The organism is Neopusillimonas aromaticivorans, from assembly GCF_030344915.1.
GTDB lineage: Bacteria > Pseudomonadota > Gammaproteobacteria > Burkholderiales > Burkholderiaceae_B > Neopusillimonas > Neopusillimonas aromaticivorans.
Genome location: NZ_CP128233.1, coordinates 3,149,529 through 3,166,112, shown reverse-complemented (window position 1 = coordinate 3,166,112; position 16,584 = coordinate 3,149,529). Strand labels below are relative to the sequence as shown.

11 protein-coding genes and 8 pseudogenes are annotated in these 16,584 nt (G+C 56.7%); 13 read left to right on the top strand and 6 right to left on the bottom strand.

Going from position 1 to position 16,584, the window contains the following annotated elements; genetic code table 11:
- The first annotated feature begins 3 nt into the window (after positions 1-3).
- The 3 genes and pseudogenes from N7E01_RS17605 to N7E01_RS17595 all read left to right on the top strand — a co-directional run bounded on the left by N7E01_RS17605 (position 4) and on the right by N7E01_RS17595 (position 2,149).
- Positions 4-546: a methylated-DNA--[protein]-cysteine S-methyltransferase gene (locus tag N7E01_RS17605; RefSeq protein WP_289173814.1), complete on the top strand. Its 543-nt coding sequence runs from the start codon at positions 4-6 to the stop codon at positions 544-546.
- Between the two features lie 66 nt (positions 547-612).
- Positions 613-1,037, top strand: a pseudogene (locus N7E01_RS17600) (NfeD family protein).
- A gap of 161 nt (positions 1,038-1,198) precedes the next feature.
- Complete coding sequence (locus tag N7E01_RS17595; RefSeq protein WP_289173813.1) at positions 1,199-2,149, top strand: SPFH domain-containing protein; 951 nt, start codon at positions 1,199-1,201, stop codon at positions 2,147-2,149.
- Here N7E01_RS17595 and N7E01_RS17590 read toward each other — a convergent pair.
- From N7E01_RS17590 to N7E01_RS17580, 3 pseudogenes are all read right to left on the bottom strand, one after another.
- Positions 2,150-2,932 (bottom strand): annotated as a pseudogene (locus N7E01_RS17590) (ABC transporter ATP-binding protein).
- 4 nt (positions 2,933-2,936) lie between these two features.
- Positions 2,937-4,618: pseudogene (locus N7E01_RS17585) on the bottom strand (ABC transporter permease).
- Between the two features lie 43 nt (positions 4,619-4,661).
- Positions 4,662-5,649 (bottom strand): annotated as a pseudogene (locus N7E01_RS17580) (Fe(3+) ABC transporter substrate-binding protein).
- 310 nt (positions 5,650-5,959) lie between these two features.
- Here N7E01_RS17580 and N7E01_RS17575 point away from each other — a divergent pair.
- From N7E01_RS17575 to N7E01_RS17550, 7 genes and pseudogenes are all read left to right on the top strand, one after another.
- Complete coding sequence (locus N7E01_RS17575) at positions 5,960-6,736, top strand: ferredoxin--NADP reductase (protein WP_289173812.1); 777 nt, start codon at positions 5,960-5,962, stop codon at positions 6,734-6,736.
- A 99-nt stretch (positions 6,737-6,835) separates the two neighbouring features.
- Positions 6,836-7,222 carry a Rid family detoxifying hydrolase gene (locus tag N7E01_RS17570; protein WP_289173811.1) on the top strand — a complete coding sequence of 129 codons (387 nt, stop codon included), beginning with the start codon at positions 6,836-6,838 and terminating at the stop codon, positions 7,220-7,222.
- A gap of 5 nt (positions 7,223-7,227) precedes the next feature.
- A pseudogene (gene recG / locus N7E01_RS17565) lies at positions 7,228-9,287 on the top strand (ATP-dependent DNA helicase RecG).
- 57 nt (positions 9,288-9,344) lie between these two features.
- The gene (locus N7E01_RS17560) at positions 9,345-10,301 is read left to right on the top strand and encodes a LysR substrate-binding domain-containing protein (protein ID WP_289173810.1); all 957 of its coding nucleotides are present in this window, start codon (positions 9,345-9,347) and stop codon (positions 10,299-10,301) included.
- Between the two features lie 89 nt (positions 10,302-10,390).
- A pseudogene (proC, locus tag N7E01_RS17555) lies at positions 10,391-11,229 on the top strand (pyrroline-5-carboxylate reductase).
- Positions 11,226-11,393 (top strand): hypothetical protein, encoded by a 168-nt coding sequence (locus N7E01_RS19175; RefSeq protein WP_350494894.1) that lies wholly within the window; start codon positions 11,226-11,228, stop codon positions 11,391-11,393. The pseudogene proC and the gene N7E01_RS19175 overlap by 4 nt, the downstream one beginning before the upstream one ends.
- Positions 11,339-11,781: pseudogene (locus N7E01_RS17550) on the top strand (VUT family protein). Before N7E01_RS19175 ends, N7E01_RS17550 begins: the two are co-directional and overlap by 55 nt.
- A gap of 225 nt (positions 11,782-12,006) precedes the next feature.
- Here the strand turns inward: N7E01_RS17550 and N7E01_RS17545 are convergent.
- Positions 12,007-12,615 (bottom strand): glutathione S-transferase family protein, encoded by a 609-nt coding sequence (locus N7E01_RS17545; RefSeq protein WP_289173809.1) that lies wholly within the window; start codon positions 12,613-12,615, stop codon positions 12,007-12,009.
- 75 nt (positions 12,616-12,690) lie between these two features.
- Here N7E01_RS17545 and N7E01_RS17540 point away from each other — a divergent pair.
- From N7E01_RS17540 to N7E01_RS17530, 3 genes and pseudogenes are all read left to right on the top strand, one after another.
- Positions 12,691-13,463, top strand: a pseudogene (locus N7E01_RS17540) (SDR family oxidoreductase).
- A gap of 98 nt (positions 13,464-13,561) precedes the next feature.
- Complete coding sequence (locus N7E01_RS17535; protein WP_289173808.1) at positions 13,562-13,894, top strand: glyceraldehyde 3-phosphate dehydrogenase NAD-binding domain-containing protein; 333 nt, start codon at positions 13,562-13,564, stop codon at positions 13,892-13,894.
- On the top strand, positions 13,852-14,586 hold the full coding sequence (locus tag N7E01_RS17530; protein ID WP_289173807.1) for a type I glyceraldehyde-3-phosphate dehydrogenase: 735 nt from the start codon (positions 13,852-13,854) through the stop codon (positions 14,584-14,586). The genes N7E01_RS17535 and N7E01_RS17530 overlap by 43 nt, the downstream gene beginning before the upstream one ends.
- Positions 14,587-14,621: 35 nt before the next feature.
- Here N7E01_RS17530 and N7E01_RS17525 read toward each other — a convergent pair whose 3' ends face one another.
- Complete coding sequence (locus tag N7E01_RS17525; protein ID WP_289173806.1) at positions 14,622-15,044, bottom strand: universal stress protein; 423 nt, start codon at positions 15,042-15,044, stop codon at positions 14,622-14,624.
- Between the two features lie 160 nt (positions 15,045-15,204).
- On the bottom strand, positions 15,205-16,353 hold the full coding sequence (locus N7E01_RS17520; protein WP_289173805.1) for an ABC transporter substrate-binding protein: 1,149 nt from the start codon (positions 16,351-16,353) through the stop codon (positions 15,205-15,207).
- Between the last annotated feature and the right edge of the window lie 231 nt (positions 16,354-16,584).

Below are 16,584 nucleotides of genomic sequence, written 5' to 3'. Positions count from 1 at the left end.
ACGATGTCTGCGTCTTCTTCGGTTTATTTCGCTCAAACTCCTAGCCCGCTTGGGCGGATTGTTCTGGCCGTTTCGGATGCCGCCTTGTGCGGGCTCTATTTTGACGACCAGGCGGATTGCCCGGTTGCAATTTATGAGCGAACCGTTAATGAACATGCATGCCCTTGGCTTGACCCTTCGTGCCCGTTGTCTGCGCAAGACATCTTCACCCGTGCCATGACCCAGTTGGCTGAATGGTTCTCAGGTACACGCACAGGTTTCGATATTCCGCTGCGCCTTCAAGGAACGCCGTTTCAGTGCCGGGTGTGGCAGGTCTTGCAGACGATACCGTTTGGTCACACACTGACTTATGGTGAAGTGTCGGTCCGGGTGTCGGGCAATAGCCGTGGCAGTCGTGCGGTGGGGGCTGCTGCGGGCAGGAATCCGGTCTCCATCATCGTGCCCTGTCACCGGGTCGTCGGCGCACATGGGCAGCTAACCGGTTTTAGCGGCGGCATTCACCGGAAATCGGCTTTACTCGCCCACGAGGGCAGGTCGCTGGTGTAACCTGTTGGTCTGTCGAACAATCGCCGTCATGTGCATGCAGCCGCATGGCGTTTCGGAGGCCCGGGTATGTGGTTCTGGTTCGTTTTTGCGCTGGCCGCTCTTATTGGTGAAGTGCTCAGCGGTACGTTTTATTTATTATTGATTGCTGTCGGCCTGGCTGCCGGTGGGATTGTCGCCGCATTAGGTGTTTCATTCCCGATGCAGTTGCTCGCCGTTGCCGTGGTCACCGGGCTTGGTCTGCTTGTATTGCGCAAGACCCATGTGCTTAAAAAGCGCGAAATCAATGCGGCCACCAATCGGGACGTTAATCTCGATATCGGTCAGGTGGTCAGTGTGGCCGGCTGGGGTCAGGGTCATACGACTCAGGTGCGGTATCGGGGGCACTGTGGTCGGCGCGGCTGGCTGCCGGGTACCCCGCCGCTGGTGGATCGCATCGCATTGTCGAGATTGATGGCTCGGTGCTGGTGTTGGTGCCTCTGCAGGCTTCCTGAACGCTGTGAGTCGTGGCCGGTTGTTGCGGACAGTCGTGTTGTATTCAATGCTGTTGCTGACAGCCGTGTTGTATTCCATGCAGTCGTATTGCCTGTCGCCTGTTCATGCTGTTTTTATCAATCCATGATCATGATTTTCTTTTAATCCGTGGGGCCCTGTCATGTTTGATCCAGATTCTTCCGTCTTTTTCCTTTTTGTTGCCATTGTTCTGGTGTTCATCGTCGTCATCAAAGCGGTGGCTATCGTGCCGCAACAGCATGCCTGGGTCATCGAGCGCCTGGGTAAATATGACCGTACCCTGTCGCCAGGGCCTGGCTTTGTCATCCCGTTCATTGAGCGCATCGGATACAAACATTCGCTCAAAGAAATCCCTCTCGATGTACCTAGCCAGGTGTGTATCACCAAAGATAATACCCAGCTTCAGGTCGATGGTGTTTTATATTTCCAGGTAACAGACGCCATGCGCGCTTCCTATGGCTCATCAAACTATATTTCGGCCATCACTCAGCTGGCGCAAACGACACTGCGTTCCGTGATCGGCAAAATGGAACTGGATAAAACCTTTGAAGAACGTGAAATGATCAATGCCATGGTGGTTGCGGCGCTCGACGAGGCGGCGCTTAACTGGGGCGTGAAAGTATTGCGCTACGAAATCAAGGATCTGACGCCGCCCGCCGAGATTTTGCGTGCCATGCAAGCACAGATCACGGCTGAACGCGAAAAGCGTGCACTGATTGCCGCCTCTGAAGGACGCCGTCAGGAACAGATCAACATTGCTACCGGTGAGCGCGAGGCGTTTATTGCACGTTCTGAAGGCGAAAAGCAGGCCGAGATCAACAAGGCGGAAGGCGAGGCAAGGGCGGTGCTGGTGGTTGCCGAGGCGACTGCAAAAGCCATTACCCAGGTGGCCCAGGCAGTTAATCAGCCCGGCGGTATTGAGGCGGTCAACCTGAATGTGGCGGAACGCTATGTTGACGCCTTTGCCAATGTGGCCAAACAGGGCAACACCCTGATCTTGCCGTCAAATATGGCTGACATGGGCGGCCTGATTGCATCGGCCATGACCATCATCAACAAAACCGGGCAGGGCAGTGCGAGCCCGCGTGCCTGATCAGCTGCCTTCGCCGCGCAGGTACGCTTGCGCGCGTTGTGCCATCAGGGCTTCGCGTCGAACAAAGTCGGCCACGAAGGCACTGGCCGGCTGGTGATGCAGGCCATAGGGGTGTCCCATTGCACGATTACCCCTTTTCCATGACACCGATACGATCTGCGATGGCAAAGGCCTCGGCCTGGTTATGCGTCACCAGCAAAGCCGTGTGTCCGGTATCTTTCAGAATGTCCCTGACTTCAAAGGCCAGGCGCTCGCGGGTGTCTACATCAAGATTTGAGAACGGCTCGTCCAGCAGCAGCAATTCAGGTTCAGGTGCCAGGGCCCGGGCGAGCGCAACGCGCTGTTGCTGCCCACCCGACAATTCATGCGGATAGCGTTTGGCTACATCGGCCAGGCTGACCAGTTCAAGCATATCGCGTACACGCGCAATCCGTTTGTCTTTATCCCATTGCCGCAAACCAAAACCGACGTTTTTTCAATCGTCAGGTGGGGAAACAGCGCGTAGTCCTGAAACATCATACCGACGTTGCGGTCTTGCGGTTCAACTTGAAAACCGGGTGCTGACAACAGGGTGTTGCCCAGGTAAATGGTACCGCTGCGCAAGGGTTCAAAACCTGCAATGGCGCGCAACACGGTCGTTTTTCCGCATCCGGAGGCACCGAGCAAGCAGCCGATATGGCCCTTTTGAAGCCCAAGGGAAAGATGGTTAACGACCGGTAACAGCCCTTCGGGCGTGTCGTACGCAAGCGAAACGTCGTCGAGTTTAAGCAGGTCGTCTGGCATAACGTTAATGTCCGGATTTGAGTTGATTGCGGGCCAGCAGAATGACCGGCAATAAACCCACCACTACGATGGTCAGCGCCGCCACCGCACCTTCTTCATAGGTGCCGCGCGCCGCTTCAGCATAAAGCCAGGTGGCCAAGGTTTCAAAATTGACAGGCCTGAGCAGTAGCGTGGCCGGAAGTTCTTTCATGGTATCGACAAACACCAGCAGTGCAGCAGCCCCAATGGCAGGGCGCAACAAGGGCAGATGAACCCGTCGCAAGGTGCCTGTGGCGGTTTCGCCAAGCAGGCGGGAGGCCTGTTCGAGTGAGGGAGGAATGCGGGCAAGACCAGACTCCAGACCGCCGACCGATATCGCCATGAACCGGATGGCGTAGGCGCAGACCAGTGCCGCAGCAGACCCCATCAGCCACAGGCTGGGCGAGGCGGCGCCAAACAGGCCGGCCACCCAGGAAAGGAAGTCATCGACCTGGTTGATTGGGGTCAGGATGCCGATGGCCAGGACGGTTCCCGGCAGGGCATACCCTACTGTCGAGACCCGTGCACACAGCTTGCTGAGGGCGTAAGGCGATTTTGACCTTGCACTGCGGGCAGCCCAGGTCAGTATGACGCCGCACACAACGACAACTATGGTGGCAAAAACGGCGATACCGATCGTGTTGATGGCGCTTTGTACCAGTTGGGCGGAAACGCCACCGGCAAGGTGAAGGTGTTTGAGGGTTTGGTTCAGCAGATACAAGGCAGGGACAATGAACCCGATCACAATGGGTGCCCACCCAAGCAGAACAGCCAGCAAGGCTGCACTGCCCGTTAACGGCTTGGGTTGTACAGGGCGCATGCGCTGTGTGTTGGCGTAGCGCTGTCGCTTGCGACCATGGCGTTCCAGCAAAATAAGCACGACCACAATGGCCAGCATGGCCAGCGCAATTTGCGCGGCACCTGCCAGATCCGAGCGGGTGACCCATGTGGTGTATACCGACACGGTCAGTGTCTGAACCCCCAGAAATTCGGAGGCACCGATGTCGTTGAGCGTTTCCAGCAATGCCAGGCTGACACCGACGGCAATGGCCGGGCGCGCCAGTGGCAGCGCCACTTTCAGGAAGACACCCCGCCCGGTCAGGCCGAGGATTCGTCCGGCCTCCAGCAGGCTGGCTGCCTGTGTGGCAAACATGACGCGTGTCGACAGGTAAACATAAGGGTAAAGGACAAACCCCAGCAGAAAGATGGCGCCAGGCAAGCCGCGAATGTCGGGCAGACGGAATTCGCGCGGACTGCTGTAGCCCAGCAGGTCGCGGATAACGGACTGGAACGGGCCGATCGGGTGAAGGATGTCGAGGTAGGCAAAGGCCACGATATAGGTGGGTACCGCCAGTGGCAGCAACAATGCCCACGACAGGATCCGTTGCGAGGAAAAGAAAATGCGGTGACCAGCCAGGCCGCACCGGTACCCATGCAAGTGACCAGCACCCCTACACCAAGCAACAGCAGCACAGTATTGAGGAATGCGGTCGGAACAACGTAATTGAGCAGATGCGTCCAGTGGTCAACCGACCCCTGAAGGGCCAGCCAACCTAACGTGATGACGGGCGTAACGACGCAGAGCGCAATGAACAGTGCACCAAGCCGCCAGCCGGTATCAGAACTCCAGAACAATTGACGCAACTGCAAGCGCTTGGCTTCCTGCAAAAACGGGCTGCGCACCCAGGGTACGCAGCCCGGCGATGGTTAATTATTGATCGAAACCGACTTTATCAACCAGCTTGCTGGCTTGCTGACGATATTTGGCGATTTCGGCCAGTGGCAACGGGTCAACGACCAGCGCCCCAAAACTTTCTACGACGGGGTCAAGTTTAACCCCGGCGCGTACCGGGTATTCGTAATTGGCGTTGGCGTACATTTGCTGCGCCTTTTCGGAAACCAGATATTCTAGCAACTGAACGGCCTGTTCCTTGTTGGGGGCATGCTTTGCAACAGCTGCGCCGGATACATTAACGTGTGTTCCCTTGCTTTTATCTGCTGCAAACGTGGGGCGAACCACCTTGATGGCCTGACCCCATTTGTAGTTGTCGCTACCAGGCTCGGCATTTTTCATGCGACCCACATAATACGCGTTTGCAATACCCAGGTCACAAATTCCGCCGAGAATGTCGCGCGCCACGTCGCGGTCACCACCGGCCGCTTTGCGTGCCAGGTTGGCCTTTACGCCCTTGAGCCATGTTTCGGTCGCTGCCTCGCCGTTGTGGGCAATCATGGCAGCGATCAGCCCGGTATTGTAGGGGTGCTGTCCAGAGCGAATGCACACCTTGCCTTTATACTTCGGGTCGGCGAAGTCTTCGTAGGTCAGGGTATTGATATCCAGTTCGTTGGCCACGTAGGCGACTCGATCACGCAACGAAAGTGCGTACCAGTGGTTTTCCGGGTCCCGCAGATTGGCGGGAATCACGTCGGCCAGGGTCGCAGAGGGTGCTGCACTGGGTCACGCCGCCCTGAACCAGGTCAATCAGGTTGCCAATATCAACCACCATCAGGATATCGGCGGGTGATTTTTCGCCCTCGGCACGAACCCGTTCGAGCAAACCGTCTTTGACAAATACCGTGTTGACATCAATACCCGTGTCTTTCTTGAAGGCCTCGAGGATGGGTTGGATCAGTCCTGGTTCACGTGTGGTGTACAGGTTGACCTCGGCGGCGCTGGCGAGGCCGGCTATGACAAACATGCCCGCTGCAACAACCGTGCGCAGGCCGGGAAGAAATGAACGGGATTGACGCATTTGAAACTCCAGAATGGTTATAACGCGTTTGTAAATAACAATGATTCGCAACAAGCTTAGCATATAATGGGGTTTACCAGCATAGAAACAGTGTGTACACTTTATTTATAGTATTAACGGCAAGGTCCAATACCTGTTGGTAATAAGCATAAGGCCTTGTTAAAAATAAATGTATTTCATAAAATCAAAAGCATTATCTGGCTTGGTTGTTTTTTAAATTTAAGCCTGTACGTTTAATTAATCGAGCACATACACTATGGCTGCCTTCAATTCAGAAAAAGTCCTCAGCGTCCACCACTGGAACGACACCTTGTTCTCGTTCACCACCACACGAGACGCGGCATTGCGGTTCCATAACGGGCACTTCGTCATGATTGGCCTGGAAGTCGAAGGCAAGCCGCTCATGCGCGCCTACAGCATTGCCAGCGCCAATTACGAAGAAAATCTCGAATTCCTCAGCATCAAGGTGCCAAACGGCCCGCTCACATCGCGTTTGCAGCACCTGAAGGTGGGTGACGAAATCCTGGTCAGTCGCAAACCGGTCGGTACTCTTGTGGTTGATGATCTCAAGCCAGGCAAGAACCTGTTTCTGTTCGGTACCGGCACGGGGCTGGCACCGTTCATGAGCATTATCAAAGATCCTGATGTTTACGACCGTTTTGACAAGGTTGTACTGGTGCATGGAGTTCGTTATGTCAGCGAATTGGCTTACTCTGATTTCATCCAGAACGAATTGCCTGACAATGAGTTTTTTGGTGACGTCATCCGTGAAAAGCTTGTGTATTACCCGACGGTTACCCGCGAACCTTTCCGCAATACCGGGCGGGTGACAGACCTGATTGAAAACGGCAAATTATGCGCTGATATCGGCTTGCCACCGCTAAATCCTGAAACCGACCGTGCCATGTTGTGCGGCAGTCCGGCATTGCTTGAAGACCTGTGCAAGATCCTGGATGCCCGCGGGTTTGTCGTCTCTCCGGGGGTGGGTGAGCCTGGTGATTACGTCATCGAGCGCGCTTTCGTCGAAAAATAAAGGCAGCCCGGTTCCCGCTGGCCAAAGGCGGGGGCTGTTAATTTTGTCTATAGATGTATACACTTCGATAGTTACTTGTTGAACTATCCGAGACACATCATGGCAAAACACGTTGTTCAAACTGACGCCGCGCCCGCCGCTGTGGGCCCTTATTCTCAAGCCATTGCCACCGATGGTGGCAAGACCGTTTATCTTTCCGGGCAAATCGGTCTCGAGCCGGGTACCGGCGAACTGGTTTCCGAAAATTTTGAAGGTCAGGTTCGTCAGGCATTCGCCAACATGCAGGCGGTTATAGAAGCCTCGGGCGGGTCGTTGGCCTCAATTGTCAAACTGACGCTTTACCTGACTGACATGTCAAAGTTTGCCAGTGCCAACGCCATCATGTCCGACATCATTCCGCAGCCGTTCCCGGCACGCTCTACAGTGGGTGTTGCCAGCCTGCCCAAGGGTGCGCAATTCGAGGTCGAAGCCATTATCGTCATCTGACGCGGATGGGGCAGGGCAGCACATCGAAGCCGGGTTCATCATCGGCCACCGAAAGGCGTTTGCAGCGTCTGGGTTTGCACTCGCCTCAAGACTGCGTCGTTCACCTGCCCATACGCTATGAAGACGAAACCCGCCTGATACCCATTGGTTCGGCCTTGCCTGGGCACAGCGTCCAGATTGAAGGGGTGGTGCTGCACAACGAGGTACAGCTGCGGCCACGTCGGCAGCTGGTTGCCATGGTGGGTGACGATACCGGCAGGCTGTCGCTGCGCTGGCTGCACTTTTATCCGAATCAGCAAAAGCAGGTTGCCAAAGGGCGTCTGGTTCGTATTCGTGGCGAGGTACGTGCCGGCTTCTCGGGTCCCGAAATCGTTCATCCCAAAGTCACTGCGGCCGGCGGCCCGCTGGCGGGCGCCCTCACGCCGGTTTATCCCACCACCGACGGTCTGACACAACCCGCACTGCGCAAGATCATTGATCGTGCGCTGGAAGTGGCCGATCTCTCAGATACCTTACCGGATACGATTCGCGAGCGTCTGGACCTGGTCCCATTTTCCCGGGCTATCCGTGCCCTGCATCATCCTCCGCCCGATGTGTCCGCCAATGACCTTCTCGAGCGTGAACACCCGGCATGGCGCCGTATCAAATTTGATGAACTGCTGGCTCAGCAGCTGTCGCTGGCGCGGGCACGAGCCCAGCGCCTGGCCCAGAAAGCACCAGTTCTGAAGCCCTCGGATGACGCATTGCGGGCGGCATTGTTTGACCGTTTGCCGTTTGGCCTGACGCAGGCCCAACAAAGGGTCGTCAATGAAATAGAGCAGGATCTCCAGCGTGATTTCCCGATGCACCGCCTGCTGCAGGGCGATGTCGGGAGCGGAAAAACGGTAGTCGCGGCCATTGCAGCGGTCCACGCAATCGCTTCGGGCGCTCAGGTGGCCATCATGGCCCCGACGGAAATTCTGGCAGAGCAGCATTTGCAGAAAATGGTCGACTGGCTTGAACCGTTGGGTATTAAAACCGTCTGGTTAACCGGGAGTCTTACGCTCAAACGACGCCGTGAGGCGATTGAGGCCATCGCCAGCGGCCAGGCTCAACTGGTGGTCGGAACCCAGGCTCTGATCCAGGAAAAGGTTGAGTTTGCCAATCTGGGGTTGATTATCCTGGATGAGCAACACCGTTTCGGCGTGGGCCAGCGTCTGGAGCTAAGTCGCAAGGGGAAGAGGCCATGGGCGCCATGACGGTTATTCCGCACCAGCTCAACATGAGCGCAACACCCATCCCACGCACCTTGGCCATGACCTTCTTCGCGGATCTCGATGTTTCCGTCATTGACGAGTTGCCGCCAGGCCGCCAGGCTGTACTGACCAAATTATTGGCAGACACCCGGCGTACAGAACTGATGGCACACATCGCTACCGAAGTGGCCAAGGGGCGTCAGGTTTACTGGGTATGCCCTTTAGTCGAAGAAAGCGAAGCCTTGCAATTGCAGACGGCTGTGGATACCCATCAGCAGCTGGCCCAGACGCTCGAAGGCATGGCGGTCGGACTGGTTCACGGGCGTATGAAGACCGCCGAGAAAGCGCAAGTCATGGCCGATTTTCGTGAAGGCAGGGTCCAGGTGCTGGTAGCAACCACCGTGATCGAAGTGGGTGTCGACGTACCCAATGCCTCATTGATGGTCATTGAGCATGCCGAGCGCTTTGGCCTGGCCCAGCTTCATCAGCTGCGCGGTCGGGTAGGGCGAGGTGTGACCCAGTCGGTCTGTGTCCTCCTGTATCAAAACCCGTTGTCCGCCATTGCCCGCCAACGCTTGAGAGCCATGTACGAAACGTCGGATGGCTTCGAAATCGCCCGGCGCGACCTTGAGTTACGTGGACCAGGTGAGTTTCTGGGGGTGCGTCAGTCTGGTGTGCAGATTTTGCGTTTTGCCAGTCTCGAGTCGGACGGTGAACTGGTCGAACAGGCCCAGGCCCTGGCGGCAGATCTGTTGCAACACGCGCCTGAAATTGTTGACCGGCATCTGGCGCGCTGGATGCGTGGCAAGCAGGACTTCCTGCGGACATGACCGTAAACCGCCATTTTTCACGACTTACTTTCTACCTTCACCCCGACCGAGCACGCTATGACACTGACCGAACTTAAATACATTGTTGCGGTTGCCCGTGAACGCCACTTCGGACGTGCCGCCGATGCCTGTTACGTGAGCCAGCCCACGTTGTCGGTGGCGATTCGCAAGCTTGAAGAAGAATTGGGCATTACTCTGTTTGAGCGGGGCGGCAACGAGGTGTCGGTCACCCCCATTGGTGAACGCGTTATCGCCCAGGCCCAGCGGGTGCTTGAAGAAACGGCCAATCTGCGCGAGATTGCCCGTCAGGGGCATGATCCGCTGGCAGGGCCGCTGCGGGTTGGCGTTATTTATACGATCGGGCCTTATCTGTTGCCGCGCCTGGTGCCGGCACAAATTGAGCTTACACCGCAAATGCCGCTGATTCTTCAGGAAAATTTTACAGCGCGTTTGCTCGAGCTCTTGCGCCAGGGCGAGATTGATTGCGCCATCATGGCCTTGCCTTTTCCGGATGCCGGACTTGAAGTCCGGCCACTGTATGACGAGCCATTTGTTGTCGCGGTACCACGTAGCCATCCCTGGGCGGGTCGACCATCGATCAGTACCGCTGAATTGAAGCAGGAAACGATGTTGTTGCTCGGGACGGGCCATTGCTTTCGCGATCAGGTACTTGAAGTGTGCCCGGAACTGGCGCGTTTTTCGGCCAGCAGCGATGGCATCCAGCGCAGCTTTGAGGGTTCATCGCTTGAAACCATACGGCATATGGTCGCTGCCGGTATTGGCATTACCGTTCTGCCCGTCAGCTCCCTGCCTACCTCCGGAGCGCCGGACGATTTGCTCGCCTACATCCCTTTCAGCCACCCGGTACCTGACCGGCGCGTTGTCATGGCCTGGCGAAAAAGCTTCCCTCGCCGTGAAGCCATGGATGCCCTGGTTAGAGCGATACGGCGCTGCCAGTTGCCCGGCGTCACCTATCTTGAACACCAGGCCCCCGTGATATCCTTGCCGGCCTGACCACGACCGTGGTGCTACTACGTCACTGATGCGCTGCTGAACGAGGGGTCGTTCACGCGTTGTTGATCTTCTTTTACGGAGTTCCCATCATGTCTCCAACCTACGAACTTTCACTGGCCTTTATTGGCGGCGGCAATATGGCGTCTGCGCTGGGTGCTGGTCTGATTGGTAAACGCTGCGGCGCATCCGACGTGCATGTCGTTGATATTGATCCAGGCACACTGGATCGCTGGTCGGCGCAGGGCGTCAGCACGGCCTCTGTACCCGATGCCCGCCTTGGCGACAGCAAGGTCTGGATCTTTGCCGTCAAACCCCAGGTCATGAAAGAAACCGTCGCCGCCTGCCGTCCGTTTCTCTTGCCTGACACTTTGGTCATCAGCATTGCAGCCGGTATTGATGGTGCGACGTTGTCGCGCTGGCTGGGTAGCGACCATAAGCCGTTTACCCGTGTGGTGCGCTGTATGCCCAATACGCCCTCACTGGTCAAGGCCGGCATTTCCGGTTTGTTGGCACTTGATGGTGTTTCACCGGAAGATCGCGGTGTTGCCCAGCAATTGCTCAAGGCGGTGGGTGAGGTCGTCTGGGTCGACAGTGATGCACAGATTGATGCCGTTACCGCGTTGTCAGGCAGTGGTCCGGCCTATGTTTTTCTGTTCATCGAGTCACTGATTGCAGGGGTGAAAAACTGGGGTTGACCGCAGAGCAATCACGTGCACTGGCGCTGGCCACCCTGAACGGGGCGACACAATTGGCCAGCCTGTCGCCCGAGTCGCCGGCGACGCTGCGCGAGCGTGTCACCTCCAAAGGCGGTACGACAGCCGCGGCCCTGGAGGTATTTCAGCAACACGGTTTCGAGGTTCTGGTGCATGAAGCGATGCAAGCCGCTTATAATCGGGCCTCCGAGCTTGCCAAAGAATTTTCCAAATGAAATCCAGTCTTTACGCACCGATGTCGGTGCTTCAAACCCTTGTTGCCATTCTGGCCATGGCCGTTGTCGTCGTTGGCTCCAATATATTGGTGCAATATCCGATCAATCAGTGGCTGACCTGGGGGCCATCTCGTATCCGGTCGCCTTTCTGGTGGCTGATCTGATCAACCGGCGTTTTGGTCCGCAGGCTGCACGTCGGGTCGTGGCTGTCGGGTTCGTTATTGCCGTTGTGTTTTCGTTCTGGGTTGCCACCCCCGCATTGCCATGGCATCGGGCCTGGCCTTCCTGTTTGCCCAGCTGCTCGACATCCAGGTGTTTGACCGTTTGCGGAATCAGGCCTGGTGGCGCGCTCCGTTCATTGGCGGTGCTGCTGGTGCCACCCTTGATACGTTCATGTTTTTTGCGCTGGCATTTGCCGGTACAGGCATCGACTGGATGTCACTGGTTGTGGGCGACCTGGCGGTCAAACTGGCGGTCAATCTGGCCTTGCTGGCACCTTTCCGCGCCCTCATGTGGAATCTGGCACGGCCGCAAACCAGTACAACAGCATAGGGTCTGCTTTAAACGGCAGGGTGCCTGCAAACGACATTAGCCCTGCGCCAATGGCACGGTTGTCGTAAAGATGCAAAAAAGAGTGGTTCCCCGCGTAAAAACATCAGCAAAAGGCCCCGCCGGGGCCTTCTTGCTTTTCCTGGAACGTCTGGATCATTATGCCATCAGCTTTTGCCGGCACTCGCAGCGTGATGGCAATTTTCGTATGGCCTTTGTCATGGGCAATCAGCCTTCTTGCTGGCGCTTCTGGGCCTGCTTGACCGAAGGGTCATTGGCCATGACGTCAAAGAAGCGGGACAGATTCTTGAACGAATCGAGGTTGATCTGTTTGAACTTGGCCCAGGTCATGATGGTGAACAGGTAGGGGTCGGCAATCGAGCGCTTGCCGGTCAGGTAGTCTTTGCCTTCCAGTTGCTGGTCGGCGACACCGAACAGGAACTGAACGCGATCCGCAGCGCGGCTGACCAGCGTGTCTTTGGCCGCTTCATCAGCTGTGAACGCCTGCGGTGCGAACACCAGCGAGAATGTGCGGTGCAGGTCTGAGTTGCAGAAATTGAGCCAGCGACGTACTTCAGCACGTTCACGAATATCTGCACCATGCAGCCCGGCTTCGGGGTGCAGTTCTGCCAGGTACTCGACGATGGCTACACTTTGTGTCAGGGTGAAGTCGCCATCCTGGAATACGGGTACGGAACCGATCGGGTTCAGGGCCAGGAATGCGGGTTGCTTCAGCTCTTCGCGTGAAACAGCTTGCAACTCGTAGGGCAAATTCATCCATTCGAGCACAATTTGTGTGGCCAGCGGGCAAGCGCCGGGCAAATAATACAGTTTCATTGCTATCCTTCAGTATTGGTTAAATCAAACCGTTTGCTGCCGGTTCGGCAGCCCCTTTGAACGGGTTCGCACATTATGCACGCGCCAGACTTTTCTTTGAAGAACAAACTTGCCCTGATTACCGGTTCGACGCAAGGCCTGGGTTATGCCATTGCCTGTGCCTACGCCGCCAGCGGCGCCACGGTCATCATCAATGGTCGCGATGCTGAACGCATCAACCGTGCGGTCACCTCTATTCAGAATGCTGGTTACCCGGCACATGGTTGGGCTCAGGATATCGGTCATCTCGACGACCAGGCGAGCGCTTTTGCCTCATTGGTCGAGCAGGTCGGTGTCCCGGATATTCTGGTCAATAATGTTGGCATCCGCATCAGGAAGTCTCTTGCGGTTTCCTCGTTCGACGACATCACAACCATGATCCAGGTCAACCTTGTGGCTGCCATTGGTTTGTCCAAGCTGGCCGCTCAGGCGATGGCCGACCGTCGTCCTTCGGGGGACGCATCATCAGCCTGACGTCTATCGCGGGTCCGCTGGCCCGTCCGGGTGATGCTGTTTATCCGGTGGCCAAGCTCGGCTTGCAAGGTCTGGTGCACAGTCTGGCGGTAGAGTTCGGCCCATATGGCATCACCAGCAATGGCATCGCACCGGGCACCTTTGCGACGGAAAGCAACCGTGAATTGGCCAATGATCCGGTCAAGGGGCCGGTCGTTGTCGGGCGTAATCCGTTGGGGCGCTGGGCGCAACCCGACGAAATCACCGGGGCGGCTGTGTTCCTCGCGTCACCTTGCGCGTCCTATGTCAATGGCCACACGCTGGTGGTCGACGGCGGTTTCTCGGTGACGTTTTGACGGTACATTGTTCGGCCATGTTCCCGTTGCGTAGTGTGGCCATATTTCCGTTTGATTTTCGGTCACGTTCTCACATTTCATAGGCGACACGCAGTTTCATGATCCAGGCATTACGCATTGCCATCAATGGCTATGGCCGCATTGGCCGTTGTTTTTTACGCGCGCTTCACGAAGCCGGCCTTGAGCACGACTTCCAGATTGTCCTGATCAATGAACCGTCCGATCTGGACAGTATGGTTTATTTGACCCGGTTTGACTCAACCCACGGTGTGTTTCCTGGAACCGTACAGGCAGGGGTCGACAGTCTGCTGGTTAACCAGAGACCGATTGCGGTGACTCATGAAAAAACCCCGAGGCTGTTGATTGGGCCGCCCATGGCATTGATCTGGTGGTTGAATGCTCTGGCCAATATGGCGCCCGACACGAGCTGATGCGGTTTATCGATGCCGGATGCCCACGTTTGTTGCTGTCGCATCCGGGGCAGGGGGCCGCCGATGTCGATTACACGGTGGTGTTCGGTACCAACCAGCAGGGCCTGACGGGTGCCGAACAGCTGGTATCAAATGCGTCCTGTACGACCAATGCCGTTGTGCCCTTGCTGCATGACCTGCATGACCGCTGGGGTGTGGAACAGGTATTTCTGACCACATTGCATTCGGTCATGAATGACCAGCCCCTTATTGATGGCTATCACCATACCGATTTGCGTCGTACGCGTTCGGCAATGCAGTCAATTGTGCCCGTCTCGACCGGCCTGGCGCGGGGCGTTGAACGGTTACTGCCCGCGTTGGCCGGCAGGGTTCAGGCCAAGGCCATACGTGTACCCACCCTGAATGTGTCGGCGATAGACCTGATGGTCTTGTTCGAAACCGACACCTCGGCAGAGCAACTGAACGCTGGCTTCAAAGCGTTGTCAAGCCAGTTGCCGGGGCTGGTGGATTGGTCAAGCCACCCTCATGCGTCGATTGATTTCAACCATAACCCGCATTCGGCGATCATCGACACCAGCCAGACCCGGTTGAACGGTACGCGGCTGGCCAATGTTTTTGTATGGTTCGATAACGAATGGGGGTTCGCCAATCGTTTGCTGGATACCTTGCGGTATTGGGCAACCCGTCTTTGACGCCACGGGCGGGGTGTTTACCCCTTTTCCCTAGGCTACTTGACCAGCATGACAGGAATCTCGGCCTGGCTCACGACCTTGAGAGCGGTTGATCCGAGTACCAGGTTGGAGATAGCGCCCATGCCGCGTGTGCCCATGATGATTAAGTCGCAGCCTTTCTTTTTGGCGTAGTCGACGATGGTTTCGGCGATTGGGCCGACCATGATCTCTGAGGTAGCATCAACACCTTCGGTTTGCAGCAGGGCGCGTACATCTTTCAGGGCGGCTTCCCCGGCGTCGTGGTAGTACTCGTCCAGCACGTCGGCTGCGACGAACCGTTTCACATTGGCCGTGAATACCGGCGCCTGGACGGTCACGACGAAAACCTTGGCCCCCGTCTGGCGTGCGGCGGCAATAGCCGCCTGAACAGCATGAAGGGATGGTTGAGACCCGTCAACGGGGACCAGAATGGAATTCATGTAGACCTCTGTAATAACTGACCAAGAATGAACCCATTTTATAGTAGCGCTGCAACAAAACGGGCGGGCCCTTTGACGGAGCCGCCCGTTTTAACGAAAACCAGCGCGCTGGCTTCGGTGTGCCCTGATCTGTACTGCCGTCTGGCAGTGTCCGAGCGGATTATTTCGCCACTACTTTCCAGTCGCCGTTTTCAACACGAATCAGGGTACTGGAGCGTGCATCGTGGCCAAAGTGATCTGTGGGTGACATATTGAACACCCCGTGCAGCCCGACGACTTCTTTGGATTGCTCAAGGGCGTCACGCAAGGCGCTGCGGAATTCCGGTGTACCGGGCTTGGCAGTTTTCAGCGCCGTGGGTGCCGCAGCCGCAAGCAGCAGGTAGGCATCGTAAATGTGGGCGCCAAATGACGAGAACGAGCCTGCACCATACTTTTCTTCGTAGCGCCGCGTGTAGTCTTCACCCATTTTCTTGGACGGGTGGGTATCCGGCAGCTGGCTGGCCACGACCACCGGCCCGACCGGCAAAATGGTGCCTTCAACCAGTTTTCCACCCACACGAATGTACTCTTTGGTGGCCGTGCCATGGGTCTGGTAGATTTGACCCTTGAAACCCCGATTGACCAAGGTATCTTGCGGCAAGACTGAAGGTGTGCCCGAGGCCGCAATCAGAATGGCATCGGGCTTGGCCGCAACCAGCTTTACGGCCTGCCCGGTAACACTGGTGTCGTTGCGAGCGAAACGTTCTACGTCGTCAAGGGCAATACCCGCCGCTTCGGCCAGTGCTTTTGTTTCCTTGAGCCAGGTTTCGCCGTAGGCATCGGCATAGCCAATGAACCCCAGACGCTTCACGCCGTTGGCTTTCATGTGGTCGACCAAGGCACCAGCCATCTGGCGGACGTGTTGCGGTGCACGAAAGACCCATTCTTCTTTGTCGGCAGGCAGATCGACTGGTGCGGCGGCAATTTGCGGCACCTTGAATTCATCGGCGACCTCGGCCATGGCCAGGCTGGGTGGTGTCGCCGACGACCCGAACAGAATGTCTACATTGTCTTCAGTAACGAGTTTGCGGGCGTTTTTCCCTGCTTGCGAGGCATCGGTACCGTCATCAAGCACAATGTACGTGACTTTGTGCCCAGCAATTTCGGTAGGCAAAAGCGGTATGGTGTTGCGCTCGGGAACGCCCAGGGCGGCGGCAGGGCCGGTGCTGGATAACGAAACCCCCACCTTGATTTCGGCCGTGGCCGCAGTGCCGAAAGATACGGCGGCGCCGGCAAGGGCAAAAGTGGCGAATTGCCTGGATAACTTCATGCTGTCTCCTGAAGGATGCTCCGTTTGACGGATATTGATTTTGTGTTAGGAATTGTGACTCTACGGTGTCTGGTAGCAGGGGTCAAGTGCACGACCGTGGGTGGGCCGGTCCGGACCCTGTTCACCTGGCCAATCATGGTTTTCCCGAATACCGTGCATGGCATCAAGGCGTTCACAGTATCGGTATGGTAAAACCTCGGCCTACGCTACAAATTCGGCATACTGGAATTT

Bases quoted from the DNA above. Each gene is read 5' to 3' on its own strand.
- N7E01_RS17605 (WP_289173814.1), top strand. From the start codon at position 4: ATGTCTGCGTCTTCTTCGGTTTATTTCGCTCAAACTCCTAGCCCGCTT.
- N7E01_RS17595 (WP_289173813.1), top strand. From the start codon at position 1,199: ATGTTTGATCCAGATTCTTCCGTCTTTTTCCTTTTTGTTGCCATTGTT.
- N7E01_RS17575 (WP_289173812.1), top strand. From the start codon at position 5,960: ATGGCTGCCTTCAATTCAGAAAAAGTCCTCAGCGTCCACCACTGGAAC.
- N7E01_RS17570 (WP_289173811.1), top strand. From the start codon at position 6,836: ATGGCAAAACACGTTGTTCAAACTGACGCCGCGCCCGCCGCTGTGGGC.
- N7E01_RS17560 (WP_289173810.1), top strand. From the start codon at position 9,345: ATGACACTGACCGAACTTAAATACATTGTTGCGGTTGCCCGTGAACGC.
- N7E01_RS19175 (WP_350494894.1), top strand. From the start codon at position 11,226: ATGAAATCCAGTCTTTACGCACCGATGTCGGTGCTTCAAACCCTTGTT.
- N7E01_RS17545 (WP_289173809.1), bottom strand. From the start codon at position 12,615: ATGAAACTGTATTATTTGCCCGGCGCTTGCCCGCTGGCCACACAAATT.
- N7E01_RS17535 (WP_289173808.1), top strand. From the start codon at position 13,562: ATGATCCAGGCATTACGCATTGCCATCAATGGCTATGGCCGCATTGGC.
- N7E01_RS17525 (WP_289173806.1), bottom strand. From the start codon at position 15,044: ATGAATTCCATTCTGGTCCCCGTTGACGGGTCTCAACCATCCCTTCAT.
- N7E01_RS17520 (WP_289173805.1), bottom strand. From the start codon at position 16,353: ATGAAGTTATCCAGGCAATTCGCCACTTTTGCCCTTGCCGGCGCCGCC.